The organism is Bacillus mojavensis (assembly GCF_012648005.1).
Lineage (GTDB): Bacteria > Bacillota > Bacilli > Bacillales > Bacillaceae > Bacillus > Bacillus mojavensis.
On sequence record NZ_CP051464.1, the window covers coordinates 1,412,171 to 1,428,362 of the forward strand.

The window sequence follows — 16,192 nt, forward strand, 5'->3', positions numbered from 1 at the left end:
AGAAGTCAGAATAACAGATGGATGTGTTAGGGATGTTACGATTAAGACGACACAAAAAAGAAACCTATTATCTTTTGATGGCTTTATTTCTCCTTTTGCTGTATGTGTCCCCGCTTTTTATTTTAAAGGAAGATGCCCATATTCGCGTACACGATAATTTGGATTCTAATATCGCGTGGTATAAGGTGCTGGCCGACAGCGGAGAAATCATCGGCAAAGTGGATGCGGCCATTCCGCAAATCATTAACGGACTGCCCCGGGATGCGTTCGGCACCGAGTGGAGTGGAATTGTTTGGCTGCACGCGTTGTTTTCTTCTATGACCGCCTATGCGGTAAGCCAGACCATTACGAGAGTTGTCGCTTTTTTCGGAATGTATGTGCTGCTGAAGAAACATGTGATTCCGGAGCAGAAAGCGGCATTGATCCGAATTGGCGTATCGCTCGCATTTGCCTTAACGCCTTTTTGGCCTTCTGGAATGCTGAGCACGCTTGGATACCCTTTGGCGCTGTGGGCTTTTTTGAATATCCGAAAAGGGGATATTTCATGGAGAGAATGGCTGACGCTCGGTTTGCTGCCGCTGTATTCAAGCTTTGTATTAGGCTTCTTCTTTTTCTTGGCTGGGATGGCATGCTTCTGGCTGTATGATGTCATCACAAAAAGAAAATGGAATTTCATTTTTTTAGGCAGCATCGCTTTTATGACAAGTATTTATCTTTTTGTCGAGTATCGGCTTGTCTATTCAATGGTGATCTCACACGCGCCGATGCACCGGATTGAATTTATTTCATCAAGGCATGATGTATGGCACTCTCTGCGTTTATCCGTCAAAAACTTTGTCTACGGCCATAACCATGTCATGACAGTTCATACCGTTGTGATTCTTCCAATCTTATTACTCGTATTTTTTGCTGTGCTGTTCAAACGAAATCGGACAAGGGAAGAAAACGTTTATCTTTTTCTCTGCGTGCTGAATTATGCGCTTTCACTATGGTATGCGTTTTGGTTCAACAAAATATGGGCTGTTCCAAAACAGAAATTTGCATTTTTAGCAGAATTCAATTTTGCCCGTTTTCATTTTTTGCGCCCGCTGGTGATCTATATGAGTTTTGCGCTCGCTTTGTACCTCATTTTGCGAATGGGGAAGAAGTGGCAATGGCTCGTATATGCGGCAGTTACTGCGCAGCTGATGGTGCTGGTGCCTTTTAATGAGGAGTATACGTATGGCGTTCACTACAACGCGCCGACATTTCGCGAATTTTACGCGTCTGACCAATTCAAAGAGATTAAGGAGTATATCGGGCGCCCGCAAGATTCGTACAGGGTGGCGAGTATCGGTCTGCATCCGTCTATTGCCCAATACAACGGCTTTTACACCTTAGATACATATAACAACCTGTACCCGCTCTCATATAAATATGAATTTAGAAAAATCATTGAAAAAGAGCTCGAAAAAAACGCCCAATTGAAACGGTACTTTGATGAATGGGGAAGCCGCTGCTATCTGTTCGTCGATGAGCTTGGCAAACGATATGACTTTAAAAAGAATTCAAAGAAAACAATCAATCATCTTGAATTAAATACAGATGTGTTTAAACAAATGGGCGGACGATATATTTTTTCTTCGGTTCCCATCATGAACGCTGATCAAAACCACCTGGCGCTCGTGAAAACATTTGACCATAAAGACTCCGCCTGGCGCATTTATTTATACGAAACAAAATAAGGAGGATATCGATTGAAACAGCCACAGCCAGTGTTAACCATCGTCGTTCCGTGTTTCAATGAAGAGGAAGTATTTAAAGAGACAAGCCGTCAGCTGACGGAGGTTGTAAACAGCTTAATGGAAGAAAAAATGATATCAGAAGACAGTAAAATTTTATTTGTTGATGACGGCAGCAAAGACCGCACCTGGTCTTTGATTGCCATGGAAAGCGTGAAAAACAAGAAGGTAACCGGATTGAAATTAGCCTGCAATGTCGGACATCAAAAAGCGCTTTTAGCAGGTTTGCATAAAGCAAAGCAAAAATCAGACTGCGTGATTTCGATTGATGCCGATCTGCAGGATGATATCTCTGTTATCAGGGAATTTATGCTGAAATATCACGATGGTTTTGAAATCGTGTACGGCGTGCGCCGATGCCGGAAAACCGATACCTTTTTCAAGCGCACGACGGCTACAGGGTTTTACCGGCTCATGAATAAGCTTGGGATTAAGTTAATTTACAATCATGCCGATTTTCGTTTAATGAATAAAAGGGCGCTTGAAGAACTTGCGCGCTATCCGGAAGCCAATTTGTTTTTAAGGGGCATCGTTCCTATGATCGGCTTCAGATCAGCCGAAGTGTTGTATGACCGCAAAGAACGTCTTGCCGGTAAAACGAAATATCCGCTGAAAAAGATGCTGTCATTCGCTTTTAACGGAATCACATCCTTCAGCGTGGCCCCGATTCGCTTTTTTACGCTTTTGGGTTTTCTATTATTTTTGGTAAGCGCCATGGCGGGGATTGGCGCAGTCATTCAAAAAATGCTCGGACACACAAATGCAGGCTGGGCGTCTCTCATCATCTCCATTTGGTTTCTGGGCGGGTTGCAGCTCATGGGAATCGGGATTATCGGCGAATATATCGGAACGATTTTTTCTGAGGTGAAAAGACGGCCGAAATATGCGGTTGATATCGATTTGTATAATGAGCCCTTGAGCCCGCTGCAGCGGCAGGAAAGTGAACGTTTGGAGAAAAAATACAGCTGAAATAACACAAAGAGCTGACCGAATAAGTCAGCTCTTTTTCTTCAGCTGATTCAAAATAGCGGCAAGAGGTTCATCCTGCGGATTGCGGTAAAATTCATAAAACGGGCATCCGTGTTTCTTGACCCGGTCAACGACGGTATCGATTGTATACATCGCCGGTGTCAAAGATGGCTGTACCTCGTGCCAATAGAGCGGCGCCGCTACGGTGCCAAGCTCGTTTCCCCTGGTGGAATAGGGACAGATAATCGTTTTTCCTTCAGCATGCTGCAAATAATCGAGATACAATTTTCCATGCCTGTTTTTGATCAAGCGTTCGGTTGTAAATAGCTCCGGAAATGCATTGGTACAATATTCGGCAATCAGCTGTGTAAATTGGCGTGTGTCCTCGTACGTAAATGCTTCTGGTGACAAGGGAATGTAAAGCTGAATCCCCTTGTTGCCGGAAAGCTTAGGATACGATGTGATGCCGAAGGATTCGAAGAGCTGTTTAAGTTCATTTGCTGCCTGAACAGCCATTAGAAAGTCATCCCGGGACGGGGGATCTAAATCAATGACAATCTCTGCCGGCCTCCTGCTTGCAATCGTTTGAAAAGGAACATGTAACTCCAAAGCGAGCTGATTGGCAAGCCACAATAAGGTAGACAGGTCCTTACAGACCACATGTTCATGGCTCCCGTCAAAAAAGGATTGGACAAAGTCCGGCGTATAATCAGGCTTATTTTTTTGGAAAAAGGATTCGCCCCTTGATCCGTGCGGATAGCGAATAACCGTGACAGCACGATCTTTGAGAAACGGGAACAGATAGTCGCTGATTTCAATCATATACTGGATGAAATCTTCTTTTGTTTTTTTATGCTTTTCAAATATGATTTTATCTAGGCTTGTAAACTGCAGTTTTGGATGAACCGGCTTTGAGCGGCGCACGAGCTGTGCAAAGGTGCAGTCGGTCCAGTCCATATGAAATTGAAATTTGACAAACGAAACCTCTCTTAGCGTGCCTTGTAAAATCGTTAAATACTGAACAGTAGCGCAGATCGATGGTTCGAGTGTGTATTCACCTGACGATGTTTTTTGTCCGTGCTCTTCCATAATTGCGCGTATGGCATTTTTTTCTTCCTCGCTCATTCCGTGTGATACAGAGGCGACAGGCGTCATTACACCGTTTTTTAACACAGAAACCGTCAGAAATCCATTGTGAGGATTAAATCCTGTGATACAAACATCGGCATGTTTAAAGTTTTTGTATTTCAGCCAATCAGATGACCGTTTTTTTTCGATCCATTTGCTGTTGATTTTTTTCGCTACAATGCCCTCTCCGTCATACTTTATTATCTTCTCCCAAATTGGATCGAAGTGCTGGTGGGAGGGGATATACTGAATGGTTTCCTTTGCGTAAGGATTTGGCTCAGCCGGGAGCTTTGCAGCAGACATCAGCTCATGCAGCGATGTTTTTCGGTCAATATAGGAATGAGTGGATACATCTTGTCCGCTTCGTTCCAAAAGGTCAAATGCGAGAAAGCAGCAAGGCCGAGAGCTTGCGGATTCCTGTATCTTATCCGGCCTTTTCAAGCGTCCCCGCACTTGAATATGTTCAAAATCTGAACGGAATGGATTCGCCAAAAAAACGATTTCTCCATCAAGTGTTAACGGAAGTTCCTTTTTTATATGCTGAAAAGCAGTTTCGGCGAATAGAGAAATTTCAGGGAAGGTACTGTTAAGCTCTAAACCATTTCTGCTCGTTAATGTCACACCTGACGGATTAATGCGGAGAATACAGCGAAACCCGTCATATTTTACTTCGTAACGCCATTCCGCTCCTTTTGGAGGTGAAGAAGTAAGGACGGGCTGCATGGTAAACGCCATTGGCTATGATGTGCCGGAGACTTTTTTTCTAGTGGTTTTCTGCTTTTTTTCTCCGGCTCCTTTCGGTTCTCCGCCTTCGGCTGGTGCTGCCGCTGGTTTTTCCCGATTCGGCCTTTTGGTTCGATCGATGCTGGCTTGAAGTGCGCTGACCAGGTCGATCACATCCTCACGAGGAGGCGCTTTGTCAGGAGTAACGGCTGTTTCTTTATTCTCCAGCTTATCATTGACTCTTTGCAGCAAGGCTTTTCGATACGTGTCCTCATATTGTTCTGGCTGAAATTCAGTTGTCAGCTCATCTATCAACGTAATGGCGGTCTGCAGCTCTTTATCATTTACATTTGATTGATCAGGCACTCCGGGTACGTGGGCAGCGCTTCTTACCTCATCGGGATAATGAATGGATTCCATTACGATGCAATTTTCATATACGCGGAGAATGGCAAGCTGCTGTTTCGACCTAATCGTCATATTGGCGATCCCGATCTTTCCGGTGGATCGAAGCGCCTCGCGAAGAAGAGTATAGGCTTTCGTGCCGTTATCACCGGGCCCGACATAGTAGGAACGGTTAAAATATATCGGGTCTATTTCCTGCAGTTGAACAAAATCGACAATTTCAACCGCTTTCTCTTCATGCTCCTGCTTTAAGCTTTTTAAATCTTCATCAGTCAGCACGACATATTTTCCTTTTACGTATTCATATCCCTTCACAATTTCATCAGGGCTGAGCGTTTTTTCACAGTTTGTGCATATTTTTTCATATTTAATTGGCGCATGATCTTCTTTATGAAGACTTCGCAGCTTAATGTCTTTATCTTCTGTGGCGGCATAAAGCTTGATGGGGATATTCACCAAACCGAAGCTGATGGATCCCTTCCACATTGTATGCATATCGATGAACCACCTTTTTTTCATTATTGTGGAGATATGAGGGGTGATTCATGTGTAGTAACTTATGGGTATAAAAAACAGCCGGCGCTGTTAACGCGGCGGCTGGTTTAATATCAAGTGTTCAAGCTGTTCCGGCGGTATCGGTCTGCTGAAAAAGAAGCCCTGTAAATGGTCACAGCCTTTTTCGTCAAGCAGCTGTTTTTGGCCGGAGTTTTCTACGCCTTCGGCAATGACTTGTAAAGACAGCTGATGGCCCATGGCAATAATGGCGCCGGTAATTTGTTCTGATTTCGGATGAGTCTGAATATCATCGATGAATGATTTATCGATTTTCAGTCTGTGAATCGGAAAATCCTTTAAATAGCTTAGAGAACTGTGCCCCGTGCCAAAATCGTCAATGCTGATCCTGATGCCTAATTTGGTTAAAGAAGATAGAACCTTTTTGGAGTGGTCTAGATTATCCATGGTCATGCTTTCTGTTACTTCAACTTCAAGAAGGCGAGGGGGAAGCCTGTATTTAAAAAGGGTATTCTTGATGAGCGGAATCAGTTCCTCTGATTGAAACTGTCTGGCGGAAATATTAATGGCGACAGAAAGATCAAATCCTTTGTCGTGCCACACTTTTGCCTGCCGGCACGCCTCATCAATAATCCACTTTCCGATATCAATAATAAGGCCGGTTTCTTCGGCAACACCGATGAATTCTCCAGGCGGACGCAGATTGCCGTCTGGAGTGACAAGGCGTATGAGCGCTTCAGCACCTGTCATTTTCTGATCTTTTGAACTGAATTGCGGCTGATAATGCAAGACAAATCTTTTGTTATCAATCGCTTCCCTCAGCTCCATTTCTTGATTAAGCTTGACGGTTTCTTTATTGCCGATTGAGAAAGAGTAGTATCTGTATTTGCTTTTGTTTCGCTCTTTGGCCGCATACATTGCCATATCTGCCTTTTTCATCAATTCAGGGCCGTCTGTTCCGTCTTTAGGAGAAATCGCAATACCGATGCTGACGGATGTAATCAGTGTGTGGTCCTGAATTTTAAATGGCTTTTTGAATTGCTGAATGATTTTTTTAGCCAAAATGTCTGCTTCACCCGTTCCGGTATTGGCGTCAGTCAAAATAATAATGAATTCATCACCCCCAAGCCGTGCGATAAACCCATTATCTGGTATAACAGATGAAAGCCGTTTAGCCGCGAGCTGGAGCAGTTGATCGCCGACATTGTGGCCTAATGCATCATTTATCACTTTAAATCGATTCAAATCTAAGAAAAATACCACGGTGTTATAATCCAGGGCATGCTCGCGGTTCAAGACCTTTGTTAGGTGGGAGATCGCATGTCTTCTGTTGGGTAAATCTGTAAGTGAGTCGTAATGAGCCATTCTATGGATTTTTTTTTCGGCTCTGTACTGTTTTGTCACATCTTTACAGATGACATATATGCTGTCCAGTTCTTGATTAACCTCAACAGGTATAAACGTAATATTCAAATGAAACTGGCCTTTGTCCGTCATAAGAGTGGCATCGCTGTTAATGGCTTGTTTTTCGCTTTTGACCTGCTTAAAAAGCGCATTGATTTTTGTCGGCATATAGTGATTCCAATTTTGATGGTTTAAGCCGAAGTTATTCATCATATCCTCACCAGCATGATTAGAAGAAATAATATCTCCTTTTAATGACAGGATAAAGATCGCATCAATATTGTGGATAATTAAAGATTGAAACCGCTGTTCGTTATCCTTCATGCGTTCATTTTGTTTCATGAATTTTCGATCGGCATGGGAACTGAATAATAATAACGTTTGAATACAGAAGATGATTAAGGCAATCAAAATAGACCAATCGAATGTATGGACTTCCATATGATGGTCGGGAGGTGCACTATCTTTATAAAATGTAGCGGCCATCATTCCTGTATAATGCATTCCCGAAATGCCAATTCCCATTATTAAGGCACTGATGATTTTATAAATCAGCAAATGGTCTGCAGGTTTTTTCATGGACAAGTCAAAGAAAATCTTTAGTGAGACGAATGATGCTGCAATGGCAATGACAATGGATAATGTAAAAAGCAGCGGTTCATATATCATCATTACCCGGGAAATGGAAGACATTCCGATATAATGCATAGATGAAATCGATGCACCCAGCATCACCGATCCTGTAAGCAGCCTGTAAAAGGTAAGCATATACCGGCTGACAATATATAAAGAAACAAATGATCCAGAAACAGCAGCTGCAATCGAGGCAACTAAAGGCACCAGTTCATAATGCATCGGTACCTCCGTATGAACAGCCATCATTCCGATAAAATGCATAGACCAAATCCCAAAGCCCATGATGAAAGAGCCTGCAATCAGCCACACCTTGCTTTTTAATCCTGTATGAATGGTGACTTTTCTTGATAGTTCAAGGGAGGTGAAAGATGCTGCACAAGCAATAAGAATAGATAAACATATGAGTGCTGTATTATATGTTACGTGTAATTCCATATGGAGATTCCCCCGTGTGTTCCAGTCTGGTTGACTCTCCTTAATATCGGCTGCCAGCTAAAGAATTTCAGTCTATATGCCTAGAGAAATTGTCAGAAAAACGTTTGGAATGAAGAATCTCTGTTTTTAGTTCTGCTGACCGTCAAAAATATGTTAAAATCATTTTGATGTTTTGAGTTAAAAACAAAAATGTGTATACATAGATCAGGGAAAAGGGAAGTGAAGATGATCGAAGAATTGGTTATGTCCTGGATAGAAGCATTTAAAAGCTTATCTTATTTCGGAATTTTTCTGGCGCTCTGTATTGAATTTATACCGGCTGAAATTGTCCTTCCGCTTGCGGGTTATTGGGTATCGAGAGGTGACATGACGCTTGCCGGCGCTGTTCTGGCAGGATCATTAGGAGGAGTCGCCGGTCCGCTCACCCTGTATTGGATCGGGCGTTATGGAGGCAGGCCGTTTCTTGAACGTTTCGGAAAGTATCTCTTTATCAAGCCTGAGGCTCTTGACAAATCGGATGAATTTTTTAAAAAACATGGCGGTTTTGTCGCTTTCAGCGGCCGCTTCCTGCCGGGGGTCCGCACCCTGATTTCCATACCGTGCGGCATCGCAAAAATGAATGTCTGGGTGTTTTCTCTTTACACATTTATCGCTATGCTGCCGATCACATTTGTTTATGTATATCTCGGTGTGAAGCTCGGAGAAAATTGGAAAGACGTAGGCTCTATTCTAGACCAATATATGCTTCCGATCGGAATCGCCATTTTGATCTTGTTTGTTCTCTATTTAGTGATAAAGAAGAGAAAAAAACGAATGCAGTCTGAACATTTTTCAGTTTTTTTAAAAAATAAGCGTTGACAAATAAGCTCGCTCCGCATATCATTGACTTATAATATGATATTTCTTGAAATCCCAAAGGGGAGTAGCGTCCGGAATGTTTCCGGAAACAAAGTCGTCATTTCATGGATAGTGATATCCATCGGCTTTGTTGGCATGCCTGAATTCATGTCTAGCAAGACCTTTGCCTTATGTCGGCAAAGGTCTTTTTTGCATGTCCGGCCGGCATAAGATCGGATGAAGAGAAAGAAAACAACTTTTTTGGGAGGGTATCATTTATGGATGCAGCATTATTATTGGAGTATGGTTGGGTTCTTCTCGTCTTGATCGGGCTGGAAGGTATTTTAGCCGCCGATAACGCTTTAGTGATGGCGGTTATGGTAAAACATCTGCCGGAGGAGCAAAGAAAGAAGGCATTGTTTTACGGGCTGGCAGGCGCCTTTGTTTTGAGATTTGGTTCTTTATTCGCTATTTCTTTTTTGGTCAATGTATGGCAGGTTCAAGCCATTGGCGCGCTCTACTTGCTGTATATTGCAGCAAGCCACTTGCTCAAAAGATATGTATTTAAGAAAGAAGACAATCATAAGGTGACGAAGCAAAGCGGATTTTGGCCTACTGTAATAAAGGTTGAGCTGGCAGATATTGCTTTTGCTGTAGACTCCATCTTAGCAGCAGTCGCTCTGGCGGTTACGCTGCCTGGAACTTCACTTCCGAAGATCGGCGGACTTGATGGAGGACAATTCCTCGTTATTTTGGCCGGAGGCATTATCGGGCTGGTGATTATGCGTTTTGCGGCTTCGATGTTTGTTAAGCTTTTAAAGGAACGTCCAAGCCTAGAAACAGCAGCTTTTGTAATTGTCGGATGGGTCGGGGTAAAGCTTGCTTTATATACACTCGCACATGATGACATAGCCATTGTTTCCTCGCACTTTATTCATTCAGGGACATGGAAGCTGATTTTCTGGGTTGTCTTAGCGGCGATCGCAGTTTGCGGCTGGTTTATGTCAGGCTCAAAAAAACAGACGGAAGACGCACAAAATGAACAAAATAACAGAAGCCAAGAAAGGGCTTAATCATAAAGACTCTGCTGAAAAGCAGAGTCTTTTCATGTTTGAAGCGTTTTCACTGGCGAAATAAAATAACAATTTTATAACAGCTTTGTTACAAAAACCTCTTATAAAACCCCCAAAATTCTCTTTAAGGGCACGAAATCCTGTATAGTACGTGAGATTGTGTTGTCACAATTGAGACATTGGAAATCAATATTTCTTTTTCTCCTTTGCGATTCCCTATCAAATTAGCTATCATTAATGAGTAGTTATAGGGAGGAACTGAGGTGAAACCAGTGCTTAGCCTTTTGTTTAAATTGGGAAAAAAGAAGCAAACGCTTGAAAAAGCTGTTGAAAGTATACAAAAAGGCAATAAAGATCTGCAAAACGAGTTGATACAGCAGTATAAGCCATTTATCGCAAAGACGGTTTCATCCGTTTGTAAACGATATATAGATGAAAAAGACGATGAGTTTAGCATCGGACTGATTGCATTTAACGAAGCTATTGAAAAATACTCACCTGAAAAAGGAAATTCGCTGCTCGCATTCGCAGAGCTTATTATAAAAAGAAAAGTTATTGATTACATTAGAAAAGAAGCAAGAACCGCTCAAAATATTAATATGGATTTACAGGAGGGTGACGATCAGGAATCCTCACAAAGCTTGATTGAAGCCGAGCTTTCTATTGATGAATACCGCCGCCAAATAGAACAGGAACAGAGGCGTGAGGAAATCCTGTATTTTCAAAAGCAGCTCAAAGACTACGGTCTTTCATTTCAAGAGCTGCTTGAACATTCTCCAAAGCATGCGGACGCAAGGCAAAACGCCATAAAGGTGGCGCTCACCCTTGTAGAGCATGAAGAATTAGCTGCGATTCTTTATACGAAGAAACAGCTTCCTGTTAAACAGCTCGAACAGCTCGTTTCAGTAAGCAGAAAAACGATTGAGCGAAACAGAAAATATATCATTGCCATGTGCATTATCATTACCGGTGATTATATTTATTTAAAAGATTATCTTAAAGGGGTGCTGCACTCATGAGAAGAGGGATCATAGTCGAGAAAAATAAAAAATTCGTCACGTTGCTGACCCCTGACGGACAATTTTTAAAAGCCAAAAATGATCGCCAAACATATGAAATCGGAGAAGAAATCATGCTTCCGAGTGAGACACGCATGGGCAGAAGGGCCAGCTTTTTTGATTTTTTAAGACTGCGCCCTTTCAAAATGGGGATTTTTACGATGACTGCTATTATGCTTTTTATTTTTATTATTCTCCCCGTTTTCTCTAATGACAAGGCCTATGCGTATATGACAATAGATATTAATCCAAGCTTCGAAATGGCGTTAAACAGCGATTACGAAGTGATTGAACTGACGCCCCTCAATGATGACGGCAAGAAGGTTATCAGTGACATCGATGATTGGGAGGAGACTGATTTTAAAAAGGTGATAGACGATATTATTACGGATTGCAGCGAGCATGGATATGTAAAGGAATCGAAAGAAATATTGATTTCCACTGTTTATGAAAATACGGATGACAATACATATAAATCAGGAGTAAAAAAACAGCTGAATGATGTAACGGAAAAATATAAAACGACATACCGCATGGAATCTCTCGAAACCGATATGAAAACGAGAGAAAAAGCAAAAAAGGAAGGCGTATCAACAGGAAGCTACATAAAATCAAATGAAAAGAATAATGTGAAAGATCCAAACGAAGATTCTCAAAAATCCGGGGAAGAGGATCAAAAAAATACCGGCAGCGAGGAAGAAAACACGGATCTAACAGATGATCAAGACAGCAAACAAGGAGAAAATGAACAGCTGGATGATACGGACTCAGAGAAAGAAGATACAACAGACACGCAGAATGACGATAGTGAACTGAATAAAGACGTAAAGGAATCAGATGAAAACACGAAAACTGAAAAAGATGGGGATACTGAGCAAACCCCTACACAAGATCCTCAAGATAACGGAAATGAAGAAGAAGACAATGGTGAACAGAATAGCAAGAATCAAAAAAATTGGAATAACGGTGAAAAAGGAAAGGGTCATTCCTCATCTAATCGGGATAATGCTTCTTACCACCGTAACCCAAATAGCTACAGCAGCAATAATAGTTCAGCTCAAACTGAAGATTCGCCGAGTGCCCCCGGCGAATAGAGTCCTGAGTTTATTTATTTGTGCCATTTAGCTGTGATTGTGCTTGCTGAACCAGACGCTTTGTCATTTCCCCGCCTACAGAGCCGTTTGCACGTGAAACTGTATCAGAACCAAGGTTCACACCGAATTCTTGAGCTACTTCAAGTTTAAATTGGTCTAGTGCCTGCTCCACCCCTGGAACAACGAGTTTATTTCTGCTCGCCATCTTTTTTCATCTCCTTTTTCTCGTAAGAAATTCTTAACGCGTATTTAGTTTGAAATGTACGGGGTTTATTTATGCTGGCAATTGTTGTGGGGGAATAAAAAACCCCCCGGCAACCTGCCGGGGGTACATCCTGATTATAGGATATCTGCGGTCATTTTGTTCGCGGTCGCCTGAATATGGAACGTCAAAATGGAGAGAACTGTAATGGCAATAATCTGCCTGATTTTGACCCATTGAGCGTCACTCAGCTCTTCAAAATGGTGACGGATAAGGTCCGTTTCCTGTTCGACGATCTGCTGGAGATTTGAATCCTTCATGGAAGGAGTGTCTTGGTGATGAATGGCATGCAGCACACGCGCGCAGCTTTCGTAGTATGCTAACGGGCTGATGACATCATCAGATCTGTCTGAGATGGTGTTAAAAGCAACTTTTAAGATAGCTCGTATGTGTTCAAAGTCATAAATGGATTTTAGGTCACGTACAATTAAAAGAATCACTGCCTGTTCAACTGAATACTTTTTACCCAGCTCAGGATGGCCAATGAGATCTTTGATATCGCGTTTCACCCAATTTTGAATCGCGGTTGACTTTAACGACGTCAGCTCGCATAAATTGCCAAGCTCAACGATTTCGTTGGTAGACAGACCGTATTCTTTTTTCTGTTTTTTTCGTTCATATCTTGTAAGAAATTCCGGAATCTGAAGATGGCTTGCAGCTTCTTCCGCTGGCATATTCGCTGATTTGACGAGGATGTCGAGCGGGCTAATGTCTCCCAGGCCTTTAAGGGAATAGAGCAGCCGTACCATCTCAATTCGAGTGAGTTTAAAAATATTCATTGTTCACCTCTTCAAGACAATTTGACGCGGATATAATCTTTATGTATAAATGCACTATTAAAGCGTCAGCAATACATTAACATCATACGTCTAAATCCTTGCATTTTCAAACAGATGTTTTATAATTTAAATATACAAGTTCTTTTGATCTTAAAAATAACGGAGGTTATTATGGCGAAAAGAATTTTTCTGTTTATTTTAACGAATATTTTGGTGCTTACAACAATCGGAATTGTTTTATCTGTCATAAGCTCTGTCACTGGAGTTGGGACGTACTTTACAGCTGATGGCGGTATAGATCCTATTGCTCTTCTTGTATTCAGTTTAGTCGTCGGTTTTGTCGGTTCCTTTACATCTCTTGCGATGTCTAGATGGATGGCAAAAACAATGATGGGTGTCAGAGTGCTGAATCCGGAAAAACATACACTTAGCTATGAAGAGCAGCAATTGGTTGACCGTGTTTATAAATTAAGCCGCTCTGCCGGCTTAACGAAGATGCCGGAGGTCGGAATTTACCGCTCATCCGAAGTGAACGCGTTTGCGACTGGTCCTTCAAAACGCCGCTCTCTTGTCGCTGTGTCGTCAGGTCTGCTTGACCAAATGGATGACGCTGCGGTTGAAGGCGTGCTTGCCCATGAGGTCGCGCATATTGCAAATGGTGATATGGTGACAATGACGCTTTTACAAGGTATTGTGAATACCTTTGTCGTCTTTTTATCACGTATCGCTGCATGGATCGCGAGCCGCTTTGTTAAGGAAGATCTTGCGCCGATTGTTCATTTTATCGCAATGATTGTGTTTCAGATTGTCTTTTCCATTCTCGGAAGCCTCGTTGTTTTTGCGTATTCACGCCACCGTGAATTCCATGCTGACCGGGGAGGAGCTGATCTTGCCGGCAAGGATAAGATGATTCATGCTCTTCGAACGCTTAAGAGCTATTCTTCCCGCATCATGGAAGAAGATCAGACAGCTGTCCAAACGCTAAAGATTAATGGCAAGAAACGTTCATCGCTTTTCTCTACTCACCCTGATTTAGATGAAAGAATCAGACGGTTAGAAGCTAAATAAAACCAAAACATCCTTCCTCTGAGAACCCTCAGAGGTTTTTTTTCTGTTTCACTTTGACTAAAATAATAAAAAAATATGCAAGTTAAGAAAATGTTTCGCAAAAGCCTTTAAAAATGGAACTAATATCTTTAGAATAATTACCGTACTTTAAATGGAGAGGCAGAAGGATTTCACATGAGATTAAAGCTTGGAAAATTGATACAGGCATTATCTCCGGCCCAGCTGATTGCATTATATTATTTTCTCGCAGTAACTGTGGCCCTGATATTGCTGAGTCTGCCTGCTGCCCATAAGCAGGGAGCGGATTGGACCTTTATTGACGCACTTTTTACGGCTGTCAGTTCAGTCAGCGTCACGGGGCTGACGGTTGTTGATACAGCTGATACATTCAGCACTACAGGCATTTTTATTTTGGCATTTGTTCTGCAATTTGGCGGAATCGGTATTATGACGCTCGGCACATTTATTTGGCTGATCATGGGAAAAAGAATCGGCCTTAAAGAACGGAAATTGATTATGGTAGACCAAAATCAATCCCAGTTTTCAGGAATTGTCAATTTAATGAAACAGGTTCTTTTCCTTATATTGTGGATTGAATTTTTTGGAGGAATCATACTTGGCACTTATTTTCTAACCTACTATGATTCCTTTCAAGAAGCTTATTTACACGGGTTTTTTGCAAGTGTCAGTGCAACCACAAATGGCGGGTTTGATATAACAGGAAATTCTATGGTTCCGTTCCGCCATGATTATTTTGTGCAGTTTATTACGATGCTTTTGATCATATTCGGAGCGATTGGCTTTCCGGTGCTTGTCGAAGTAAAGGACTTCTTGTTTTCAAAGCATCGGAGATATCCGTTTACGCTTTTTACAAAAATCACGACGATTATGTTTGGCTCACTCGTAGTGTTTGGCGCCATCGGCATCTATGCGCTGGAAGCAAGCCACTCGTTTGCGGGAAAGGCTTGGCACGATATATTGTTTCTCTCCTTGTTTCAATCAACAGCTACCCGAAGCGGAGGGCTTGCAACAATTGATATCAGCCAGCTGTCGGATCCCACGCTGTTTTTTATGTGTGCGCTGATGTTTATCGGTGCGTCACCAAGCTCAGTCGGAGGAGGCATAAGGACAACAACGTTTGCTTTGAACCTGCTTGCGCTGTTTCATTTTGCGCGCGGCAATAAAGCGGTAAAAGTATTCAAACGGGAGCTGCACCCAGCAGATTTGATGAAGTCTCTTGTTGTCACAATGATGGCGATTTTGCTCGTTTTTGGAGCGACACTGATCCTTACGATAACAGAGAAGCATTCTCTGCTGGAGCTCTTGTTTGAGGTATGTTCGGCCTTTGGAACGACCGGTCTGTCCCTCGGCATTACAGCTGATTTGAGCAACGTAGGAAAATGTGTCATTATGATCGTCATGTTTATCGGACGAATCGGAATATTGACCTTCCTTTATCTGATCGGAAGAAAAGAAATTGAAGCAAATTATCATTATCCGAAGGAAAGAGTCATTATTGGATAATTAAACACCGCATCTGGCGGTGTTTTTTATTGCCAAAAAAAAGATGTGTGACCCGGCACCAGTTGGAGATCCTAACATAAACAGCTGCAGTTGATTAGCTGGTCTTGCATTTTCAAGCAGAAATAAAAATTTGAAAAACTGGCGAGGAGGATTTCTGTGAAACGTAAAGCTGAGGTCAATGAAGCCATAAAAAACAACAATACACCGACTGAGAGTATGGACAGAAATGCATATAAGACTCAATATCACGACGACCCGAATTTCCGTGGGGCCAATCGCAATTCCAAACAAGGTCAGCAAGGAGGCGCGTGATCATGAAAAAGAACCAGCATAGCAAAGATATGCAAAATCATAAAAAGCCGATGAATAAGAAGGTGCTTGAGGAAGAATTCTCAAGTGAGCTCGGGGATTACAACGCTGGGAAAATAATTGAAACTCTTGAAATAACAAAGCCGAAAAAGAAAAAAGAGAAAAAACAAAAATAAAAAACACCTCTTAGGCGG

General features: G+C 42.2%; 15 protein-coding genes. 10 read left to right on the forward strand and 5 right to left on the reverse strand.

Translation table 11 applies throughout. The features are described from left to right. Positions 1 to 32 precede the first annotated feature (32 nt). The gene (locus HC660_RS07365) at positions 33 to 1,724 is read left to right on the forward strand and encodes a DUF6044 family protein (protein WP_168747588.1); all 1,692 of its coding nucleotides are present in this window, start codon (positions 33 to 35) and stop codon (positions 1,722 to 1,724) included. A 12-nt stretch (positions 1,725 to 1,736) separates the two neighbouring features. Next, on the forward strand, positions 1,737 to 2,750 hold the full coding sequence (locus tag HC660_RS07370) for a glycosyltransferase family 2 protein (protein ID WP_168747589.1): 1,014 nt from the start codon (positions 1,737 to 1,739) through the stop codon (positions 2,748 to 2,750). A 27-nt stretch (positions 2,751 to 2,777) separates the two neighbouring features. On the opposite strand, the gene HC660_RS07375 is transcribed toward HC660_RS07370, so the two are convergent. The 3 genes from HC660_RS07375 to HC660_RS07385 form a co-directional block, all read right to left on the reverse strand. After that, positions 2,778 to 4,613, reverse strand: coding sequence for a DNA ligase D (locus tag HC660_RS07375; protein ID WP_168747591.1), 1,836 nt, complete (start codon positions 4,611 to 4,613; stop codon positions 2,778 to 2,780). A gap of 3 nt (positions 4,614 to 4,616) precedes the next feature. Next, the gene (gene ku / locus HC660_RS07380; protein ID WP_168747592.1) at positions 4,617 to 5,501 is read right to left on the reverse strand and encodes a non-homologous end joining protein Ku; all 885 of its coding nucleotides are present in this window, start codon (positions 5,499 to 5,501) and stop codon (positions 4,617 to 4,619) included. Between the two features lie 90 nt (positions 5,502 to 5,591). Then, the gene (locus tag HC660_RS07385; RefSeq protein ID WP_168747594.1) at positions 5,592 to 7,994 is read right to left on the reverse strand and encodes a bifunctional diguanylate cyclase/phosphodiesterase; all 2,403 of its coding nucleotides are present in this window, start codon (positions 7,992 to 7,994) and stop codon (positions 5,592 to 5,594) included. Between the two features lie 189 nt (positions 7,995 to 8,183). Between HC660_RS07385 and HC660_RS07390 the strand changes: the two genes are divergently transcribed. The 4 genes from HC660_RS07390 to HC660_RS07405 all read left to right on the forward strand — a co-directional run bounded on the left by HC660_RS07390 (position 8,184) and on the right by HC660_RS07405 (position 12,056). Further along, positions 8,184 to 8,852 (forward strand): DedA family protein, encoded by a 669-nt coding sequence (locus HC660_RS07390; RefSeq protein ID WP_050549475.1) that lies wholly within the window; start codon positions 8,184 to 8,186, stop codon positions 8,850 to 8,852. A 257-nt stretch (positions 8,853 to 9,109) separates the two neighbouring features. Beyond that, positions 9,110 to 9,904 (forward strand): TerC family protein, encoded by a 795-nt coding sequence (locus HC660_RS07395; RefSeq protein ID WP_168747595.1) that lies wholly within the window; start codon positions 9,110 to 9,112, stop codon positions 9,902 to 9,904. Between the two features lie 263 nt (positions 9,905 to 10,167). Then, entirely contained in the window at positions 10,168 to 10,923 is a 756-nt protein-coding gene (sigI, locus tag HC660_RS07400) for an RNA polymerase sigma factor SigI (protein ID WP_010333987.1), read from the forward strand. After that, complete coding sequence (locus HC660_RS07405) at positions 10,920 to 12,056, forward strand: anti-sigma-I factor RsgI family protein (RefSeq protein WP_168747596.1); 1,137 nt, start codon at positions 10,920 to 10,922, stop codon at positions 12,054 to 12,056. Before sigI ends, HC660_RS07405 begins: the two co-directional genes overlap by 4 nt. 10 nt (positions 12,057 to 12,066) lie before the next feature. Here HC660_RS07405 and sspD read toward each other — a convergent pair whose 3' ends face one another. Both sspD and HC660_RS07415 read right to left on the reverse strand, forming a co-directional pair. Further along, positions 12,067 to 12,261: an acid-soluble spore protein SspD gene (gene sspD, locus HC660_RS07410; protein ID WP_010333988.1), complete on the reverse strand. Its 195-nt coding sequence runs from the start codon at positions 12,259 to 12,261 to the stop codon at positions 12,067 to 12,069. Positions 12,262 to 12,395: 134 nt separating this feature from the next. Further along, complete coding sequence (locus HC660_RS07415) at positions 12,396 to 13,097, reverse strand: transcriptional regulator HtpK (protein WP_168747597.1); 702 nt, start codon at positions 13,095 to 13,097, stop codon at positions 12,396 to 12,398. Between the two features lie 171 nt (positions 13,098 to 13,268). Here HC660_RS07415 and htpX point away from each other — a divergent pair, with 171 nt between their 5' ends. The 4 genes from htpX to HC660_RS07435 all read left to right on the forward strand — a co-directional run bounded on the left by htpX (position 13,269) and on the right by HC660_RS07435 (position 16,174). Continuing rightward, a complete protein-coding gene (htpX, locus tag HC660_RS07420; RefSeq protein WP_168747598.1) occupies positions 13,269 to 14,165 on the forward strand; it encodes a protease HtpX in 897 nt (298 codons plus the stop codon). Positions 14,166 to 14,339: 174 nt separating this feature from the next. Further along, on the forward strand, positions 14,340 to 15,689 hold the full coding sequence (gene ktrD, locus HC660_RS07425; RefSeq protein WP_010333991.1) for a Ktr system potassium transporter KtrD: 1,350 nt from the start codon (positions 14,340 to 14,342) through the stop codon (positions 15,687 to 15,689). A 156-nt stretch (positions 15,690 to 15,845) separates the two neighbouring features. Further along, positions 15,846 to 16,001, forward strand: coding sequence for a protein YkzP (locus HC660_RS07430; protein WP_010333992.1), 156 nt, complete (start codon positions 15,846 to 15,848; stop codon positions 15,999 to 16,001). A gap of 2 nt (positions 16,002 to 16,003) precedes the next feature. Continuing rightward, on the forward strand, positions 16,004 to 16,174 hold the full coding sequence (locus HC660_RS07435) for a protein YkzE (RefSeq protein WP_010333993.1): 171 nt from the start codon (positions 16,004 to 16,006) through the stop codon (positions 16,172 to 16,174). Positions 16,175 to 16,192: the final 18 nt, after the last annotated feature.